General features: G+C 64.1%; 18 protein-coding genes. 5 read left to right on the plus strand and 13 right to left on the minus strand.

Going from position 1 to position 18,760, the window contains the following annotated elements; genetic code table 11:
- Positions 1-70: 70 nt before the first annotated feature.
- From LB535_RS12715 to coxB, 6 genes are all read right to left on the minus strand, one after another.
- Entirely contained in the window at positions 71-952 is an 882-nt protein-coding gene (locus LB535_RS12715) for a cytochrome c oxidase subunit 3 (protein ID WP_095766767.1), read from the minus strand.
- A gap of 1 nt (position 953) precedes the next feature.
- Positions 954-1,583 (minus strand): cytochrome c oxidase assembly protein, encoded by a 630-nt coding sequence (locus tag LB535_RS12720; RefSeq protein WP_224632431.1) that lies wholly within the window; start codon positions 1,581-1,583, stop codon positions 954-956.
- Positions 1,583-1,774, minus strand: coding sequence for a hypothetical protein (locus LB535_RS12725; RefSeq protein WP_140541531.1), 192 nt, complete (start codon positions 1,772-1,774; stop codon positions 1,583-1,585). The genes LB535_RS12720 and LB535_RS12725 overlap by 1 nt, the downstream gene beginning before the upstream one ends.
- On the minus strand, positions 1,771-2,715 hold the full coding sequence (locus LB535_RS12730; protein WP_224605091.1) for a heme o synthase: 945 nt from the start codon (positions 2,713-2,715) through the stop codon (positions 1,771-1,773). Before LB535_RS12730 ends, LB535_RS12725 begins: the two co-directional genes overlap by 4 nt.
- A 76-nt stretch (positions 2,716-2,791) precedes the next feature.
- On the minus strand, positions 2,792-4,441 hold the full coding sequence (gene ctaD, locus LB535_RS12735) for a cytochrome c oxidase subunit I (protein WP_095766763.1): 1,650 nt from the start codon (positions 4,439-4,441) through the stop codon (positions 2,792-2,794).
- Between the two features lie 38 nt (positions 4,442-4,479).
- Positions 4,480-5,481: a cytochrome c oxidase subunit II gene (gene coxB / locus LB535_RS12740; protein ID WP_411965842.1), complete on the minus strand. Its 1,002-nt coding sequence runs from the start codon at positions 5,479-5,481 to the stop codon at positions 4,480-4,482.
- Between the two features lie 211 nt (positions 5,482-5,692).
- On the opposite strand from coxB, the gene LB535_RS12745 reads away from it, so the two are divergent.
- From LB535_RS12745 to LB535_RS12760, 4 genes are all read left to right on the plus strand, one after another.
- Entirely contained in the window at positions 5,693-6,232 is a 540-nt protein-coding gene (locus tag LB535_RS12745) for an invasion associated locus B family protein (RefSeq protein WP_224632432.1), read from the plus strand.
- A 77-nt stretch (positions 6,233-6,309) separates the two neighbouring features.
- On the plus strand, positions 6,310-6,777 hold the full coding sequence (locus LB535_RS12750; protein WP_224632433.1) for a YbjN domain-containing protein: 468 nt from the start codon (positions 6,310-6,312) through the stop codon (positions 6,775-6,777).
- Positions 6,778-6,876: 99 nt separating this feature from the next.
- On the plus strand, positions 6,877-8,289 hold the full coding sequence (tldD, locus tag LB535_RS12755) for a metalloprotease TldD (protein WP_224607569.1): 1,413 nt from the start codon (positions 6,877-6,879) through the stop codon (positions 8,287-8,289).
- A 183-nt stretch (positions 8,290-8,472) separates the two neighbouring features.
- Positions 8,473-9,132 (plus strand): transglutaminase-like cysteine peptidase, encoded by a 660-nt coding sequence (locus tag LB535_RS12760; protein ID WP_224632434.1) that lies wholly within the window; start codon positions 8,473-8,475, stop codon positions 9,130-9,132.
- Positions 9,133-9,386: 254 nt separating this feature from the next.
- On the opposite strand, the gene LB535_RS12765 is transcribed toward LB535_RS12760, so the two are convergent.
- From LB535_RS12765 to LB535_RS12775, 3 genes are all read right to left on the minus strand, one after another.
- Positions 9,387-12,221 (minus strand): caspase domain-containing protein, encoded by a 2,835-nt coding sequence (locus LB535_RS12765; RefSeq protein ID WP_224632435.1) that lies wholly within the window; start codon positions 12,219-12,221, stop codon positions 9,387-9,389.
- Positions 12,222-12,388: 167 nt separating this feature from the next.
- Positions 12,389-13,630, minus strand: a complete 1,242-nt coding sequence (locus LB535_RS12770) for a class I SAM-dependent RNA methyltransferase (RefSeq protein WP_224632436.1) — start codon at positions 13,628-13,630, stop codon at positions 12,389-12,391.
- A complete protein-coding gene (locus tag LB535_RS12775; protein ID WP_224632437.1) occupies positions 13,627-14,394 on the minus strand; it encodes a TlyA family RNA methyltransferase in 768 nt (255 codons plus the stop codon). The genes LB535_RS12770 and LB535_RS12775 overlap by 4 nt, the downstream gene beginning before the upstream one ends.
- 103 nt (positions 14,395-14,497) lie before the next feature.
- Between LB535_RS12775 and LB535_RS12780 the strand changes: the two genes are divergently transcribed.
- A complete protein-coding gene (locus tag LB535_RS12780; protein WP_224632438.1) occupies positions 14,498-14,899 on the plus strand; it encodes a GFA family protein in 402 nt (133 codons plus the stop codon).
- Here the strand turns inward: LB535_RS12780 and LB535_RS12785 are convergent.
- The 4 genes from LB535_RS12785 to LB535_RS12800 form a co-directional block, all read right to left on the minus strand.
- Positions 14,896-15,162, minus strand: a complete 267-nt coding sequence (locus LB535_RS12785) for a hypothetical protein (protein ID WP_224632664.1) — start codon at positions 15,160-15,162, stop codon at positions 14,896-14,898. The genes LB535_RS12780 and LB535_RS12785 overlap by 4 nt on opposite strands.
- 171 nt (positions 15,163-15,333) lie before the next feature.
- Complete coding sequence (dxs, locus tag LB535_RS12790) at positions 15,334-17,241, minus strand: 1-deoxy-D-xylulose-5-phosphate synthase (protein WP_224632439.1); 1,908 nt, start codon at positions 17,239-17,241, stop codon at positions 15,334-15,336.
- A 265-nt stretch (positions 17,242-17,506) separates the two neighbouring features.
- A complete protein-coding gene (locus tag LB535_RS12795; protein ID WP_224632440.1) occupies positions 17,507-18,427 on the minus strand; it encodes a pirin family protein in 921 nt (306 codons plus the stop codon).
- A 10-nt stretch (positions 18,428-18,437) separates the two neighbouring features.
- Positions 18,438-18,704, minus strand: a complete 267-nt coding sequence (locus LB535_RS12800; RefSeq protein WP_095766753.1) for a DUF2277 domain-containing protein — start codon at positions 18,702-18,704, stop codon at positions 18,438-18,440.
- Between the last annotated feature and the right edge of the window lie 56 nt (positions 18,705-18,760).

The raw sequence follows: 18,760 nt of genomic DNA on the forward strand, positions 1-18,760 counted from the left end.
CCTTTTTGTCCCAAAGAATAAGGCGGCCACGTCGCCGCAGCCGCCCTTTGGGATTCCGAAGCCCGTCGGTTTAATGGCCTTCGATCAGTGCGCCGTTCGAGGCCCAGACATAGATGGCGCTGAACAGGAACAGCCAGACCACGTCGACGAAGTGCCAGTACCAGGCGGCCGCCTCGAAGCCGAAATGCTGCTTCGGGGTGAAGTCGCCGCGCCACGCGCGGATCAGGCAGACCAGCAGGAAGATGGTGCCGATGATGACGTGGAAGCCGTGGAAGCCGGTGGCCATGAAGAAGGTGGCGCCGTAGATCGAATCCCTGAAGCCGAACGGAGCGTGCATATACTCGTAGGCCTGCACCATGGTGAACAGCATGCCGAGGCCGACGGTCAGCACCAGGCCGTTGATCAGGCCCTTGCGGTCGCCATGCAGAAGCGCGTGGTGCGCCCAGGTCACCGTCGTGCCCGACAGAAGCAGGATGATGGTGTTGTAGAGCGGCAAGTGGAAGGGATCGAGGACTTCAAGCCCCTTCGGCGGCCACACGCCGCCGGTGAAGGCGGTGCGGGCATATTGCGAGGCTTCGCCCGGGAACAGGCTGGCGTCGAAGAAGGCCCAGAACCAGGCGACGAAGAACATCACCTCGGAGGCGATGAACATGATCATGCCGTAGCGCAGATGCAGCGACACGACGCGCGTGTGGTGACCCTCATGCGCTTCCTTGATGGTATCCGACCACCAGGCGAACATCGTGTAGAGCACGATGATCATGCCGATGAAGAACAGCCACGGATTGGCGATGTTATGGCCGAAGACCGGGAAGTTGCCGCCCTTCAGATACTGCATCAGGCAGACGCCGCCGATGGCGGTGACCAGCGCGCCGACGGAACCCAGGAAAGGCCAGGGGCTGGGGTTGACGAGATGGTAGTCGTGTTGTGGTTTTGCGTGCGCGTCTGCCATATCAACCCCCGAGGCTTGCGTCGGACTCTGGAACTTTGTTGCTGCTGCCAGCGGCCGGCGCCGAGGAGGCGACCGGCTGTTTGTTTTCGACCGGGAACATCGTGTAGGACAGGGTGATGGTCTTCAAGTCCTTGAGTTCCGGCACGTTGACGATGTCTGGATCGACATAGAACACGACCGGCATGTCCAGCGTCTCGCCGGGCTTCAGCGTCGTGTCGGTGAAGCAGAAGCACTCCACCTTGTTGAAATAGGCACCGGCCATTTCCGGCTGCACGTTGAACGAGGCGCGGCCGGTAATGGTGCGGTCGAACTTGTTGGTGGCGCTGTAATGCGCCTGCGCCGTCGCGCCGATCTTGATCGTCACCGAGCGGCCGACAGGCTCGAACTGCCATGGAATGCCGTTGGTGTTGGCATCGAAGCGGATGGTGATATCACGGTCGAGCACGCGGCCGGCATATTGCTTCTCGGCGCGCTGCGTGGTCCCGCCATAGCCGGTGACCTGGCAGAACATCTTGTAGAGCGGCACCGCCGCATAGGCCATGCCGACCATGCCGGTGAAGAAGGCGAGGCAGACGGCGGCGACGATGCCGTTGTTCACCTTGCGGGGCTTGCTGCTGGCCTCGCCGCCCATCAGCCGCCTCCCAGCAGGCCGGAGCCGGTGATGCTGGCTCCGCTGTGACCGAAGCGCACGATGGTGGCGGCATAGAAGACGACGACCAGCGCTGCCAGCGCAAGACCGATGGCGATGGAGCGGTTGCGACGGGCCTTCTGCTGGCGTTCGGTCAGCGTGACCAGTTCGAGTTTCTTGTCAGCCACGATCATGCTCCCCCCATCATGAGGGCGCGCCCGACCACGCAATCGACGAGATAGGCGGCAAAGATAGCGAAGAGATAGAGCAGCGAGTAGCCGAACAGGGCCTTGGCCGGCTTCATCGCGCGATCGTCGTCGGCCATGGCAAGCACTTTCCAGGCATACCAGACGAAGCCCGCGCCGAGGGCCGCCGAGACGACGCCGTAGCCGGCCGTGGTGTAGCCGAGCGCCCAGGGCAGCACCCCGACCGGCGCCAGGATCAGCGCATAGGCAAAGATCTGCCTACGGGTCGAAGCATGGCCGGCGACATTCGGCATCATCGGGATGCCGGCGCGGGCGTAGTCGTCGGATTTGAAGAGAGCCAGCGCCCAGAAATGCGGCGGCGTCCACAGGAAGATGATCAGGAACAGGATCACGCTTTCGAGGCTGACCGAGCCGGTCACGGCGGCCCAGCCGATTACCGGCGGGATGGCGCCGGCGGCGCCGCCGATGACAATGTTCTGCGGCGTCCAGCGCTTCAGCCACATCGTGTAGATGACGGCGTAGAAGAAGATGGTGAAGGCGAGAAGCGATGCCGACAGCCAGTTGACCAGCACGCCGAGCGTCATCACCGACAGCACTGACAGCACAAGGCCAAAGCTCAACGCCTCGCCTGGGGTGACGCGACCGGACGGCACCGGGCGGCCGGCGGTCCTCGTCATCACGGCGTCGATGTCGGCGTCGTACCACATGTTGAGCGCGCCGGAAGCACCGGCGCCAATGGCGATTGCGAGGATGGCGATCACCGCCATGAGCGGATTGATGGCCACGGGCGCCGCGATCATGCCGACAAACGCCGTGAAGACGACCAGCGACATGACACGCGGCTTCAGGAGGGCGAAGAAATCGCCTGCGGTCGCTTCCGACATGCGAAAACCCGCTTCCTCCATCAATCTGTCTTCGGCAAGGGCCATGCGTACTTAAAGTCCATCATTCCGTTGGCCAAGACCGCCGGGCAAGCCGGCGGTCTCGTATGCGTCGGGACGCTGCCTACCTGATCTTCGGCAGCTGTTCCCACTGGTGGAACGGCGGCGGCGAGGGCAGCTGCCATTCGAGCGTGGTGGCGCCCTCGCCCCACGGGTTGGCGCCGGCGACGCGCTTCTTCTGGAAGGCCTCGAACACGCCGTAGAGGAAGATCGCGACGCCGACGGCCGCGATGTAGGAGCCGTAGGACGAAACCATGTTCCAGCCGGCGAACGCGTCCGGATAGTCGACGGTACGGCGCGGCATGCCGGCGAGGCCGAGGAAGTGCTGCGGGAAGAAGATCAGGTTGACGCCGACGAACGTGACCCAGAAGTGGGTGTTGGCGATAACCGGCGAGTACATGTAGCCGGTCATCTTCGGGAACCAGTAGTACCAGCCGGCGAAGATGGCGAACACCGCGCCCAGCGACAGCACGTAGTGGAAGTGGGCGATCACGAAATAGGTGTCGTGCAGCGAGCGGTCGAGGCCGGCATTGGCCAGCTGGACGCCGGTGACGCCACCGATGGTGAACAGGAAGATGAAGCCCAGCGCCCACAGCATCGGCGGCTTGAAGGAGATCGAGCCGCCCCACATGGTGGCGATCCAGGAGAAGATCTTCACGCCGGTCGGCACCGCGATGACCATGGTGGCAAACACGAAGTAACGCTGCGTGTCGAGCGACAGGCCGGTCGTGTACATGTGGTGCGCCCAGACGATGAAGCCGACGGCGCCGATCGCGACCATGGCGTAGGCCATGCCGAGATAGCCGAACACCGGCTTCTTCGAGAAGGTCGAGACGATATGGCTGATGATGCCGAAGCCCGGCAGGATCAGGATGTACACCTCGGGATGGCCGAAGAACCAGAACAGATGCTGGAAGAGGATCGGGTCACCGCCCTGGTCCGGCACGAAGAAAGCGGTGCCGAAATTGCGGTCAGTGAGCAGCATGGTGATGGCGCCCGCCAGGACCGGCAGCGACAGAAGCAGCAGGAAGGCGGTAATCAGCACCGCCCAGGCAAACAGCGGCATCTTGTGCAGCGTCATGCCGGGAGCGCGCATGTTGAAGATGGTGGTGATGAAGTTGATGGCGCCGAGGATCGACGACGCGCCGGCGATATGGATCGAGAGGATCGCCAGGTCCATCGCCGGGCCTGGCTGGCCGGACGTCGAGAGCGGCGGATAGATGGTCCAGCCGCCGCCGACGCCGAAGGCGCCCGGCGCGCTCGGCACGAACATCGAGGAGAGCAGCAGGATGAAGGCAGGCGGCAGCAGCCAGAACGAGATGTTGTTCATGCGCGGGAAGGCCATGTCCGGCGCGCCGATCATGATCGGCACCATCCAGTTGGCGAAGCCGCCGATGAGCGCCGGCATGACCATGAAGAAGATCATGATCAGGCCGTGCGCGGCGCCGAAGGCGTTGTACATGCTCTTGCCGCCGTCGATGGCGGCGTCGCCCTGCATGCCGTAGACCATCTGCGCCAGGCCGCTGAAGATCTGGATGCCCGGCTCCTGCAGCTCCATGCGGATGGCGACCGAGAGCGCGGCGCCGATGATGCCGGCCATGATCGCGAAGATCAGGTAGAGCGTGCCGATGTCCTTGTGGTTGGTCGAGTAGACCCAGCGGACCCAGCCATGCGGCCTGTGGTCGCCGTGATCGTGAGCTGCAGCCTCTGCCATGTTCCGCTCCGTTCCCTAAATCTTGCTAACCCGCAGCATCAGTTGCCGGCGGCCGCTACCTTGTTGGTACCATCGATCTCGGCCATCAGCGCCTTGTTGGCGGCGGGCACGTCGGTCTTGGCCGTATCCAGCCAGGTCTTGAACTGCGCATCGGACACCACGCGCACGGCGATCGGCATGAAGGCATGGTCCTTGCCGCAGAGCTGCGAGCACTGGCCGTAGTAGAGGCCTTCCTTCTCCGCCTTGAACCAGGTCTCGTTGGTGCGGCCGGGGACGGCATCCATCTTGATGCCGAAGGACGGCACGGCGAAGGAGTGGATGACGTCGGTGGCGGTGATCAGCACGCGGGTCATGGTGTTGACCGGCACGACCAGCTCGTTGTCGACCGCCAGCAGACGCGGATAGCGGGCGCGATCTTCCTTGCCAGCCTTGGCGCGGTCGGCATCCTGAAGAACCGCCGAGTTGAAGGAGAAGGTCTTGTCTACCTGGTACTCGTAATCCCAGTTCCACTGGTTGCCGGTCGCCTTGACGGTGAGCTTGGCTTCTTCAGGCGGGGTGTATTGAGCGGTGAGCAGTTGGAAGGAGGGAATGGCGATGAGCAGAAGCACGATCACCGGCCCGACGGTCCAGATCACCTCGATCAGCGTGTTGTGGCTGGTCCTGGACGGCACCGGATTGGCGCTGGCGCGGAACCTGACGATGCAGACCAGCAGAAGTACCAGCACGAGGATGGTGATCGGGACGATGAACCACATGGTGTAGTTCCCAAACCGCTCGATCTGCCGCATCATGTCGGTCGCGGGCGCCTGGAAGGTCATCTCCCATTCCCGCGGCTGGTCGGCGCGAGCCGCCGCACCGGAGAAGAGCACGGCCGAAGCTGCCGTACCTGCCAAGAATTCAGCGCTTGCCAGGAATTTCCTCATCGCCCTCTCGTCTCCCACTTCCCGCGATCTGGTCGCACCAATAACGGACGACACCGGAATTGGGAATCCCGGGCTGTCCCGAGGCTGGTTCAAACCATACTCTATTTCCCTCCGCAAGAAAGGAGCGGAGGAAACCGTGCGGCATTTTTGCGCGCAGGCCGAAGGCCGCGTTCGGCGCGAGCCATGCTATATGCGCGACGGTCGCAATTCGGGCAAATTTGCTTTGGAAAAGCATGCAATTGCCGGTATCGGGGCGGACCGGCGGAGGTCTCGTCCTTTACTTGGCCCCGGCGCGGCTTAAAGTGCCGTGATTCGCAATGGAGCCGTTATGACTTCCAGGCTTTCGAGAACCCTGGCGAAGGTCGTCCTTGCCGTCGCCTTGCTCGGTGTCGGCGTAGCCGGCGGCGCCCCCGCCTCGCCTAACGACGCCAAGCCGCCGAGCGGCACGGTGAAGTCGACGCATGGCGCGTGGTCGATCATCTGCGATACGCCTGCAGGTGCTACCTCAGAGCAATGCGTGATGATGCAGAACGTCGTCGCCGAGGACCGCCCTGAAATGGGGCTTTCGGTCGTGGTGCTGCGCACAGCCGACAACAAGGCAGAGATCCTGCGCGTGCTGGCGCCGCTCGGCGTGCTCCTGCCCAACGGGCTTGGCCTCAATGTCGACGGCAAGGATATCGGCCGCGCCTATTTCGTGCGCTGCTTCCAGGACGGCTGCTACGCCGAGGTGATCCTTGAAAAACCGCTGCTCGACACGCTGAAGAGCGGCACGTCGGCCACCTTCATCGTCTTCCAGACCCCCGAGGAAGGCATTGGCATTCCCGTCGATCTCAAGGGCTTTGCAGACGGCTTCGCCGCCCTACCTTGATCTTCTTGCCCATGCACCGCGGCCATTTCCGACGCTGAGGTCGGATGGCGAATGCGGATTTGGCGGCAGGAGGCTCCATGCGCACGTCATTGTCCGCTTTCATCGCTGGGCTGGCGCTGGCCGGTGCGGTTTCGGCCGCCCGGGCCGAGGACGCCGAAATCCTCCAGAGGCCCGATCCGGCGGCGATCCTCGATATCGCCAAGGGCTTCGGTTCCGCCAGGATGGGCAAGGACGACAACGGCGATCCGATGATTTCGGGGCGGATCGACGGCGTTAAATACCTGATCTATTTCTACGGCTGCGAAGACCACGAGAACTGCAAGTCGCTGCAATTCGCGACCGGCTACGCCGACCCGCTTACCGCTGACCAAGCCAACGCCTGGAACGCAAAATACCGCTGGGTGAAGGCCTATTCGGGCGACGGCTCGAATTTCAGGATGGATGTCAGCTTTGCCGGCGGCATCACCAGGGCCAATCTCGAGGAGCAGTTTTCCAATTGGAACGCGATGGCCGGCAACATCAAGGACTTCGTCAGCGGCAAGTGATGGCGGCGCGATCGTCGCCTTGACCCAGTTGGCGATTGTGCGACGGAGGCTTCGCGCCTACATGCCGAGGAACGATTTGTTTCCATGAATGGATTTGCCATGAACAGCCTGATCGGCCAATTCGACATTTCCGACGATCGCGTCAAGGAGATCGTCACCGAGACCATCAAGGGCGCCGACGACGGCGAGCTGTTCCTCGAATACAGCGAGAACGAAGCGCTGATGTTCGATAATGGCCGACTGAAGACGGCCAATTTCAACACCGACCAGGGGTTCGGCCTGCGTGCCGTGGCCGGCGAGGCCAGCGGTTATGCGCATTCGAGCGACCTCTCCGAAGCCTCGCTGTTGCGCGCGGCGGACGCAGTCTCGGCTGTCAAAGGCGGCTATTCCGGGACATTGGCCGGAGCGCCCGCCCGCACCAACCGCCATCTCTATGGCGACGAGAACCCTATCCCCTCGCCTTCCTTCGAGGCCAAGGCCAAGCTGTTGCAGGAGATCGACGGCTGGCTGCGCGCCAAGGATCCGCGCGTGCGCCAGGTGACGGCGTCGCTTGCCGCTTCGTGGCAGCATGTCGAGATCGTGCGCGGCGACGGCCAGATTGTGCGCGACATCCGCCCGCTGGTGCGGATCAACGTTTCCGTGGTGGTCGGCGATGGCGACCGGCAGGAGAGCGGCTCCTACGGCATGGGCGGCCGCAAGAGCTTTGGCGAGTTCGTCGGCGAGGAAAGCTGGAAGCATGCCGCCAGCGAGGCGCTGCGGCAGGCGCTGGTCAATCTGGAAGCGGTTCCGGCGCCCGCCGGCACATTCGACATCGTGCTGTCCAGCGGCTGGCCGGGTGTGATGCTGCACGAGGCGGTCGGGCACGGGCTCGAAGGCGATTTCAACCGCAAGAAGACATCGGCTTTCGCCGGCCTGATGGGCCAACAGGTGGCGGCGAAGGGTGTCACCGTAGTCGATGACGGCACCATCCCCGAGCGGCGCGGCTCGCTCACTGTCGACGACGAAGGAACGCCCTCGGCGCGCAATGTGCTGATCGATGACGGCATACTGGTCGGCTATATGCAGGACCGCCAGAACGCCCGGCTGATGGGCATGAAGGCGACGGGCAACGGCCGCCGCGAAGGCTATGCGCACCAGCCGATGCCGCGCATGACCAACACCTACATGACCTCGGGCGACATGGAGCCGGAAGAGATCATCGCCTCGGTCAAGAACGGCATCTATGCCGTTTCCTTCGGCGGCGGCCAGGTCGACATCACCTCCGGCAAGTTCGTGTTCGGCTGCACCGAAGCCTACATGATCGAGAACGGCAAGGTGACGCAGCCGATCAAGGGCGCGATGCTGATCGGCAACGGGCCGGACGCCATGCACCGCGTCAGCATGATCGGCAACGACATGAAGCTCGACACCGGGATCGGCATGTGCGGCAAGGCCGGACAGGGCGTGCCCGTCGGCGTCGGCCAGCCGCATCTGCGGATGAACCAGATGACGGTGGGCGGCACCAGGGTTTGAGGTCTATCGTCCACTGCCTGACGAACGACCATCCGGATCAGTCTCCGCGCGCCAGGCGGGTTGATTCCGGCTCCACCTTGAAGTGAACACAATCGTGTTAGGACATTATTAATTGTTCAATTGGCGGGGCGGGCGTTTGCGCATTAGCTTGTCGCCAGTCTTCTCGTTGCGGTGGTGTCGGCAATGCAGCGTTCTCCTGGCGTCCTGACTTCTTCTTTCCTCATTGGCCTCGTTTCCCTGGTTGGCGCATCATCGCTGCAAATCGACCCCGCAGCGGCGCAGTCGTCGCTGTTCAAGCTAACGGCTGCGAGCTCCGCCGCAGTCGGTGGCAGCACCAGCGTCCCATATGGCTGGCTCGATTTCTGTCATCGCCGGCCGAAGGAATGCAAAGTGCCTGCCCTGCCTGCCACAAGCGTCAGGCTGACAGCGCAGAACATGGGCATCCTCAAGCGGGTAAACCAGAAGGCGAACCGCTCCATCAAGCCCGTCAGCAACTATGACCACTGGGGCACGACGATGGACCACTGGGACTATCCGACGGACGGCAAGGGCGACTGCAAGATCTACGCGCTCTACAAGCGCAAGCTGCTCCTGGAAGCGGGCTTCCCCCGGCAGGCGCTGCTGATGACGGTGGTGCGCGATCTCCACAATGAGGGCCACACCATTCTGACGGTGAAGACCGACAAGGGCGATCTCGTGCTGGACAATCTGGTCGACGAAATCCGCCCCTGGAACGCCACCGGCTATTATTTCCTGAAACGCCAATCGCAGCAGAACCCGAACACCTGGGTGTCGATCAACCAGCGCGGCGGCACAGCGAAACGGCTGTCTCCGAGCTCGTAAGGGCCAGAGCGTTTCACCGTTTCGCGGAAACGGCGAGCCGCTCTATTTTCCTGGGATGCAATTCCGCACGGAAGGCTATGCGAAGTCGCCGAGCCCGAACCTTTCACCTTTTCCCGCAATCGCTCCCGGCGTGACCAGAGCGGTCTTGTCTGCTTTGACGGACTGATCCGTCACATTTTCTACCTCGCAAAATTATAGGCCGGAAAATCCGGCCCATGGCAAGGCGTTGCCGCCCGCGGCCAAGCCTTGCTGGCCTACTGCTGGCAGGGCGGCTCGCCAGGACGCCCGCAGGTCGGCTTCTTGTTTCCCTGCGGCGGCGGCTCTTTGAGCTGCTGCGGCAGGCGCCGTTCCTGTATCTGAGGCTGAGGCCGCGGTTGCTGCTGGAAGCGTCTTTCTTGCATCTGAGGCTCAGGCCTCAACTGCTGCAGGCGTCTCTCTTGCATCTGAGGCTTTGGCTGCGCCTGGAACTCTGGCCTTTGCGGCCTGAGCACCTGCACGTTCGGCCTTTCCTGCTTGAAGTTGCGCTGGACGTTGATGCCTGCGCCGGCGGAACCCTCTTCGCCGTTAGGCAGCCTGCGGAACTTCCTGTTTGCGTTGGCCGAACCCTGATTCTGGTCGGAGAACACACTCGGATTGTTTCTCCTGAGCCGCTCCTGCACGCTCGCCCGGTTGTCGGCCGGCGCGCCGTTGACGGTCGGCAGCTTGCGGAACTTCTTACCGCTGTCGCCTCCGTTGACCGAGCCTTGATCGCTCGGGCTGAGGGCTGTCTGGCCTCCCGACAGATCCTTGCGTGTCAGCTTCCTCGGTCTGCCTTCGTTCTGGCCGGACAACGCATTCGGATTGTTCTTCCCGAACCTCTGCTGAGCGTTCTGCCCGTTCTCGCCTGGCGCGCCGTTGACCGCCGGCAGCTTGCGGAACTTCTTGCCCTTATCGCCTCCGTTGGCCAAATCTTGATCGCTCGGGCCGACAGTTGTCTGGCCTGCCGACAGATCCTTGCGTGTCAGCTTCCTCGGTCTGCCTTCGTTCTGGCCGGACAACGTATTCGCATTGTTCTTCCCGAACCTCTGCTGGGCGTTCTGCCCGTTCTCGCCCGACGCGCCATTGACGGTCGGCAACTTGCGGAACTTGCCCTTCTTGCCCTGATCGTCGACAACTCCGTTCTGCTGGCCGTTGCCCGTGACGGGGGCGCCGGCATTCCCGGTAGCCTGCTGGTTGCGGCTCACAGGGCCTTGCTTGCCCAGCACCCTCCTGTTGGGCGCGTTCTGGCCGTTGAGCACCGGTTTGCCGTTGACGAGCGGCAGCGCTTTGCCGTCAGCTCCCGGCAAGGCGTGATCGGTCGAGAGCTTGCCCATCGTCTTCGCCTGCGGCGTCGCACCCGGCTGCTGGCCCTGCGTGACAGCCTGGCCTGGTTTCAGCGATTGCGGCGTCGCACCAGGCTGCTGGCCCTGCGTGGCAGCCTGGCCCGGCTTCAGCGGCTGGCCGTCCTGATTTTGCTTGAACAGCACCGCCCTTTTCTGCAGCAACGGCGGCAGCGCCACCTTGGCCGCTAGCGCGGCCGCGCCCGCGCCAACCGCCATCTTCTGCCCGGTGGTGAGACCGCTCGGTGCATTGGCGTTTGGCTGTCCGGCCTGATTGGCCGGCTCGTTGTTGATCGTCGTGTTGTTGTTGATGACGGTTGTGTTGTGAATGTTGTTGAAGATGATGTCGTTCGGCGGCGGCACGATGTCACGCGGCGGCCTGATCCAGACCGGCACGGGGACGAAGACCGGCGTCGGCAGGACGTAAACATCGACCGGCGGCGGGGGCGGCGGCAGCACGACGAAATCCGGCGGCGGCGGCGGCAGGAATATCACGTCGATCGGCGGCGGCGGCTCGAAGTCGAAATCGGGATCGTCGAAATAGAGCACCGGCCTGTCGACATAGATGATTTCCTCCGGCGGCGGCGGCGGCACGTCGTAGACGATGACGGTGAAGCTCGTCGGTGGCTCGAGCTCGGCGTCGAAATGCCCCAGCCGGCGGCGCGCGTCCCAGGCATGCAGCCCGTGCGGATAGCGCTCGAGGTAGGACCAATAAGCCTCCGGCGTATCCCGCAGCCATGTTTCGCGCCAGGTGATCGCCTCGCGCCGCGCAGCGATGATGGCGCGCACACGCTTGGCCATCGGATCGTGCGGATAGGCGACGAGGAATTCCTCGTAGCCGCGCATCGTATCGCGATCGAGTGCCGCAACATAGGCGTCATGCGCATTGAAGTCGCGGATCGGCCTGGTCCGGTTGGCCCGTTCTTCGGCCTCCGAAACCTTCGGCGGCGGCGCGTCCGGAGCGCGTTCGAAGAAGACGAAAGGCGCGCTGATCTTCGAGGCGTCCCACGGAATTTCGGCACCTTGCGTCACCTCGTTGACGCGTAGCCGCGTGCGGTCGAAAACATCGTCAAGCGACAAGCCGCCTTCGCGCATCATCTCGGCGAGCGCCTGAGCATAGGCGCCGTATGGGCCCTTGCCTTCCGGCGCAACCGTTCCGGGCGCCGCGTTGAAGGCAATCAGCATGTTGGGGTCGGGGTCGACCAGCGCGAGACCGCTAGCCAGCGGCTGGCTCATTTTCGGAAGGGCATTGGGCCGAGCCGCGTCGAGGACAACGATATTGACCTTCGCCGGCAGTCCCGCCAGCGACTTGGTGATATCGGAGAGCCGCATGGCCTGCAGCGGCACGTCGGCCGGATTGGCGATCCGGGCGTCGACCGGCAAGAAATAGTTCTCGCCTTCGAACTGCACGCCGCGGCCGGCGAGGTATACGAAAACGGTCGCGTCCGGGCCGGCGGCAGAAACCTTTCCAAGAAAATCGCGCAGCGCGCCACGCAACGAGCCCTGGTCGACATCGCGTGCGCCGACCACATCGAACCCTGCTGCCTGCAGGGTCTGGGCGATCAGACCGGCGTCATTCGCGGAGGTGACCAGCGCATCCGACGGATAGGCGGCGTTGCCGATGACGAATGCGAGACGCTTCTGCTGTTGGGCGAGCGCGCCCGTCGTGGACGCGACGGCGAACGCGATGAGAACGACGACAAGGCCGATGACTTTCCGAAGCGAGCGCATTGCAATCCGCCATCCTTGTCCGCCATTTCGTCCAACGCGACAACGCCGGAGAGGCAGGAATGTTTCCCTAACCGCAGAATTAAGACCCTGCAAAAAGGCGGCTTTAGGGCGCAATTTCGTCGAAAGAACAGAGGCTTCACAGTTTTCACGCGAGTTCCGGCCGCGAGCTACCGCCGCCGCTTCGGCTTCTCCAAAAGCGCGACGGCTTCGACATGCGGCGACCACAGGAACTGGTCGATCGGCGTGACGCTCTTCAGCATGTAGCCGCCATCGATCAAGATGCGCAGGTCCCGTGCCAGCGTCACCGGATTGCAGGACACCGCGGCGACCAGCGGCACGTCGGAACGGGCGATCTGCTTCGACTGGTCCTCGGCGCCGGCGCGTGGCGGATCGAAGACCAGTCCGTCGAAGGCGTTCAACTCCTTGAAGGTCAGCGGCCGGCGGAACAGGTCGCGGCGTTCGCTGGTCACCCGCTTCAGGCCGCCGGCGAAGCGGAAGGCGCGGTCGAGCGCGGCGAGCGCCGGCGCATCGCCCTCGACGGCATGGACCTCGGATTGCGCGCCGAGCCTGAGCGCGAAGCTGCCGCAGCCGGCAAACAGGTCGGCGATCTTCCTGGCGCGCGACAGATGCTGGCCGACGAGGCTTGCCATCACCTGCTCGGCGGCCTCTGTCGCCTGCAGGAAGGCGCCCGGGGGCACGGCGACCGCGACGGGCCCGAACTGCACCACCGGCTTCTTCGGCTCGACGACGATCTCGCCGTCGACGGAAAGCCTTGCCAGGCCTTCGGCCAAGACGAAATTGGACGCGATACGGCGCTGATGGTCGCCAAGCTTGCCGGCATCGTGCACAGCCACGTCGAGGCCTGAAGCGGTGACGGTCACCGTCATATGAAATGCCTTCGGGGTCGCGCAGACCAAGCCGGCTAGGGCGCGCAATTTATCGAGCGCCGAGACGATCGCGGGCAGCGAGATCGGGCATTCCTCGATCGGGATAATCTCGGAAGACAGCGCGCGCACGAAGCCCAGCAGCATGCCGGCATCCGTGCGCCTGGCACTGAACGTGACCCGGCGGCGGGTGTGCGGCGCGCAAGGCACCAGCGCAGCGATGTCGCAAGCGATGCCCTTGAGCTTCAGCGCCTGCACGACCCTCTCGCGCTTCCATTGCCGGTAGGCTCCAGCCTCGTAATGCTGCAGCGCGCAGCCGCCGCATTCGGTGAAATGGCGGCAGGCGGGATCGATCCTGAGCGGCGAGGCTTCCAATACCGACATCAGCGCGGCGCGGTCCTTCTGGCGCGCGGCCGTGACCGTCTCGCCCGGCAGCGTGAACGGGATGAAGACCTCCCCGCCTTCGGCATTGGCGATACCGTCGCCCTGCGAACCGAGCCTTGCGATGGTGAAGCGTGTGCTCATCGCTCGTCCTTCATGGCGGCGAGCAGGAACTCGCGGTTTCCGTCGCCGCCTTCGATCGGCGACGGCTCGAGTCCCAGCACGCGCCAGCCGGGAATGCCGGCCAGCCAGTCGCGCAAATTTGCAGCAATCCGGTCGGCATCGCCCGGATCCTTGAGCAGGCCGCCCTTGCCGATGGCCTCGCGGCCGCCCTCGAATTGCGGCTTGACCAGCAGAATTGCCTTGGCGCCCTCGCCCGCCAATTCCAGCGCCGGCGGCAGCGCCAGCTTCAGCGAGATGAAGCTGACGTCGCAGACAAGGAAACCGGGAACGCGGCCGCCGAGATCGGCGGCCGTCAGATCGCGGGCGTTCAGTCCTTCGATCACCGTCACACGCGGGTCGCCGGCAATGTCGGGATGGATCTGGCCGTGACCGACATCGATCGCCGTGACATGGGCCGCGCGGCGCTCGAGCAGCACCTGGGTGAAGCCGCCCGTCGAGGCGCCGACATCGAGCGCTTCGCTGCCGGAAGGATCGAGGCCGAAACGGTCGAGGCCGGCGATCAGCTTCAGCGCCGCGCGCGACACATAGGCCCGCGCCGGATCGTCGATGGCGACCAGGCAGTCCGGCGCGACAGGCTGGCCGGGCTTGCGGGCGACGGCGCCGTCAACCGTCACCGTGCCGCGCTCGATCGCGTCGCGGGCGCGCGAGCGGCTGGCAAACAGACCGCGCCCGACGAGCAATTCATCGAGCCGCTGGCGCCGGCTGGCTGGCAAAGGGGAACTCATCGGCCTTCATTGGCGAAAGCCGGGCGCGAACGCAATGGTTGAATATGGCGCAAGAGGCTGCAAAATGCCGACAGCAGGCGGTTCGTCAGCCGGTGGAGGTGGCATGCTGAAGGGTACCTGTCATTGCGGCGCGGTTCATTGGACGTTGGAGGGCGATCCCGGCGCAATCACCGCATGCAATTGCACGCTTTGCCGCCGCTACGGAGCGCTCTGGGCCTATGACTATGTCGATGAGCGCATCCGCGTCGCCGGACCGCTGAAATCGTACACACGCGCCGAGGTGGCGGAGCCTGCGCTGGAAATCCTGTTCTGTCCGACCTGCGCCTGCGTGGTCGCCTGGCGTGGCCTGCGCTCCGGCGAAAGCGGCCGCACGCGCATCGCTGTCAATGTCAGGCTTGCGCCGCCCGAGGAGGTCGCCGACCTGCCGATCGACCATTTCGACGGCCTCGACACTTTTGACGACCTGCCGCGCGACGGCCGCTGCGTGCGCGATATGTGGTTCTAAAAAATGGTGCGCGAAACCTGGCGCTCGACGGCGGGCATCAGGCCGTCATTGCCGGAGGCTTGCTTGCGCGGCGGCTCAACCGGAGTGGGCGCGACGGGACCTGCATCCGGCAGCACGACGAGTTGAGGAACCTGCTTATAGGAGAAGCCGCCGCGGATATTGCCCATCTTGCCGGCAATGATATCCAGCACCGCCTTTTCGAGATTGCGGTCGTAACGTGTTTGGGCTGCCGCCGGGGCCGTCACGGCCGCCAAAAGGGCCACTCCGCACAGAAGCGTTCTCATTTTTGGTTGTCTCCCTGCCTGGCCCGAGCTTCTAGCAGGGCGCCGTTGAAAATCGGCCAAGAGACAGGGTAAGCGAACCGCCAAACGGGAGCGTTAACAGATACCTACATCTGGCATCCGGAAAAACGATTCACCGCTTGAAGCCCTGATTCAGGCGCGCTGCGCCTGCACGCCGCGACCGAGCGCGGCGAAGACCGTGCGGACGATGCCTGCCGAATCCAGCCTGGCATCGGCATACATCTTCTCCGGCTTGGCATGGTCGGTGAACGCGTCCGGCAGCACCAGCGGCCGCACCTTGAGGCCGCTTTCCAGCAGGCCTTCATGGGCAAGGAAGTGCAGCACCTGGCTGGCGAAGCCGCCGATGGCGCCCTCTTCGACAGTCACCAGCACCTCATGCGAACGGGCGAGTAGCCGGATCAGATCCTCGTCGAGCGGCTTGGCGAAGCGGGCGTCGGCGACGGTGGTGGAAAGGCCGGCAGCGCCAAGTTCCTCGGCCGCCAAGAGGCAATCCTGCAACCGCGTGCCGAAGGAAAGCAGCGCGACCTTGGTCCCTTCCTTGAGGATGCGGCCCCTGCCGATCTCCAGCAGCGAGCCGCGCTCCGGCATGTCGACGCCGACACCATTGCCGCGCGGATAGCGGAAGGCGATCGGGCCGTCATCATAGGCCGCCGCGGTGCGCACCATATGACGCAGCTCCGCCTCATCGGCGGCGGCCATGACAACGAAGCCCGGCAGCGTGGCCAGGAAGGTCGTATCGAAAGCGCCGCAGTGGGTGGCGCCGTCGGCACCGACAAAACCGGCGCGGTCGATCGGGAAGCGCACCGGCAGTTTCTGGATCGCCACATCATGGACGACCTGGTCGTAGGCGCGTTGCAGGAAGGTAGAATAGATGGCGGCAAAAGGCTTGTAGCCTTCGGTGGCGAGCCCCGCGGCGAAGGTCACCGCATGCTGCTCGGCAATGCCGACATCGAAGGTTCGCTTCGGAAACACCTCGCCGAAGAGATCGAGACCGGTGCCGCTCGGCATGGCGGCGGTGATGGCGACGATGCGGTCGTCCTCGCGCGCTTCCTGGATCAGGCTTTCGGCGAAGACCTTGGTGTAGGCGGGCGCGTTGGCCGGCGCCTTGGCCTGCGCGCCGGTGATGACGTCGAACTTGTTGACGCCGTGATATTTGTCGGCCGCGGCTTCCGCCGGCGCGTAGCCCTTGCCCTTCTGGGTCACGACATGGATCAGCACCGGGCCTTTGCCATTGTCACGGACGTTCCTCAGCACCGGGATCAGATGTTCGAGATTGTGACCGTCGATGGGGCCGATATGGTAGAAGCCGAGCTCCTCGAACAAGGTGCCGCCGGTGACGTAACCACGCGCATGCTCGACCGCACGGGTGATGGCGCGGTCGGCGCGCTTGCCGAGATAGGATGTCAGCTTCTTGCCGAAATCGCGAAGGCCCAGATAGGCCTTGCCGGAGGCGAGCCTGGCCAGATAGGCGCTCATGGCGCCGGTCGGCGGCGCGATCGACATGTCGTTGTCGTTGAGGATGACAATCAGCCGGGCGTCGAGCGCGCCGGCATTGTTCAGCGCCTCGAAAGCCATGCCGGCCGACATCGAGCCGTCGCCGATGACGGAAATGACATTGTTGCGGCCGCCCGAGAAGTCGCGGGCCATGGCCATGCCGAGACCGGCCGAAATCGAGGTCGAGGAATGCGCGGCGCCGAACGGGTCGTATTCGCTCTCGGCCCGCCGGGTGAAACCAGAGAGGCCGCCTTCCTGGCGCAGCGTGCGGATGCGGTCGCGGCGGCCGGTCAGGATCTTGTGCGGATAGGCCTGGTGGCCGACGTCCCAGATCAGCCGATCCTGCGGCGTGTTGAAAACGTAGTGCAGCGCGACGGTCAGTTCGACGACGCCGAGGCCGGCGCCGAGATGACCGCCGGTCTGCGACACGGCATCAATCAACTCGGCGCGGAGCTCCGCGGCAAGCTGCGGCAGCGCGCTCTCATCAAGCGTCCGCAAATCCGCCGGAATGCGGACCTTGTCGAGCAGCGGCGTGTCTGGCTTCACTCGGGCGCGTCCTGCCTTATCGATCGAACACGGCGCTATCAGCAGATTGCGCCATAATCATGCGCGGCAATAGTCCGCCGGCGGGCGAATGTAAATGTGCGTCAGTGACGCGTGCTACGCTGCAAGGTGTATTGAGATTCAGGTTAGGCCGCGCCGAAAATGATGGATTCCGAGAACCGGAGCGGAGCGTACTCAAAGTACGTGAGCACCGGAAGCGCAGGAAACCGGCATTTGCAGGCCGGCCTCACCTGAATATCAACACACCTTAGTTCTCGGGCAGCGGAATGAACTCCTCCTCATCGCCGGGAACGATATCGAAGCGGCCCGTCTTCCATTCCTGCTTGGCCTGCTCGATGCGTTCCTTGGAGGACGAGACGAAATTCCACCAGATGTAGCGCTTGGAGCCCAGCGAAGCGCCGCCGAACAGCATGAAATGCGCACCGCGCTCGGAAGAGACCACGATCTCCTCGCCCGGCTTGAACACCAGGAGCCGCTCGGCCGGGAAAACATCGCCGGCGATCGAGACGTCGCCTTCCAGCGTGTAGATGGCGCGCTCCTCGGCATCGGCTGGAATCCTCACGCTGGCGCCGGCGGCCAGCCTGAGATCGGCATAAAGCGTGTCCGAGGCGGTCGCCACGGGCGAGCGCAGGCCTGAGAACGCGCCAATGACGACGCGGCCGCTGACACCCTCGGCATCGATCTGCGGCAAGCGGGCCACCGACGTGTTCGCGAACACCGGAGCAATCTCCTCCTTGCCGTCGGGCAGCGCCAGCCAGGTCTGCAGGCCGGAAACCGACATCGGCGCGCCGCGCAATTCCTGCGGCGTGCGCTCGGAATGAACGATGCCGCGCCCGGCAGTCATCAAATTTACGTCGCCCGGCGCGATCACCATTTCGGTGCCGAGCGAATCGCGATGCCTGATCCTGCCGTCGAACAGGTAGGTGACGGTGGAAAGCCCGATATGTGGATGCGGACGCACGTCGAGCGCATGGCCGGCGCGCAGGATCGCCGGGCCCATGCGGTCGAAGAAGATGAACGGCCCGACCAGCCGGCGTTTTGCCGTCGGGAGAGCGCGGCGCACCTCGAAGCCGCCGATGTCCTTGGCGTTTGGAACGACCATCAGCTCGATCTGGTCGCAGGCGAAGGCATCGCCGGGTTCGGGGTCGTTTCCCGGAAAGAAGCTCATGTCGGTTCCCTCAGGCGAAACGCAGCGCCGACCTTGCCTTCGCCTTGGCGGCCTCTTCCTCGCGGTTGCGCGGTTCCTGGTTGGTTTCGAGCGAATCGATCAATTCGCGCGCGACAGCGGCGATCGCCTCGACGGCATGGTAGAAGGCATGCTCGTTGCGCTTGGACGGCTTGGTCGAGCCGCTCAGCTTGCGCACGAATTGCAGCGCTGCGTCATGCACTTCGTCATTGGTCGCCGGCGGCTCGAAATTGGCCAAGGTCTTGATGTTGCGGCACATGGCTTGAACTCCTTACCTGCTTTCTTTGCCCTTACCCGGTCTGAGATCATCCGCTG

It is taken from the genome of Mesorhizobium sp. CA10, assembly GCF_020165285.1.
Taxonomy (GTDB): Bacteria; Pseudomonadota; Alphaproteobacteria; order Rhizobiales; family Rhizobiaceae; genus Mesorhizobium.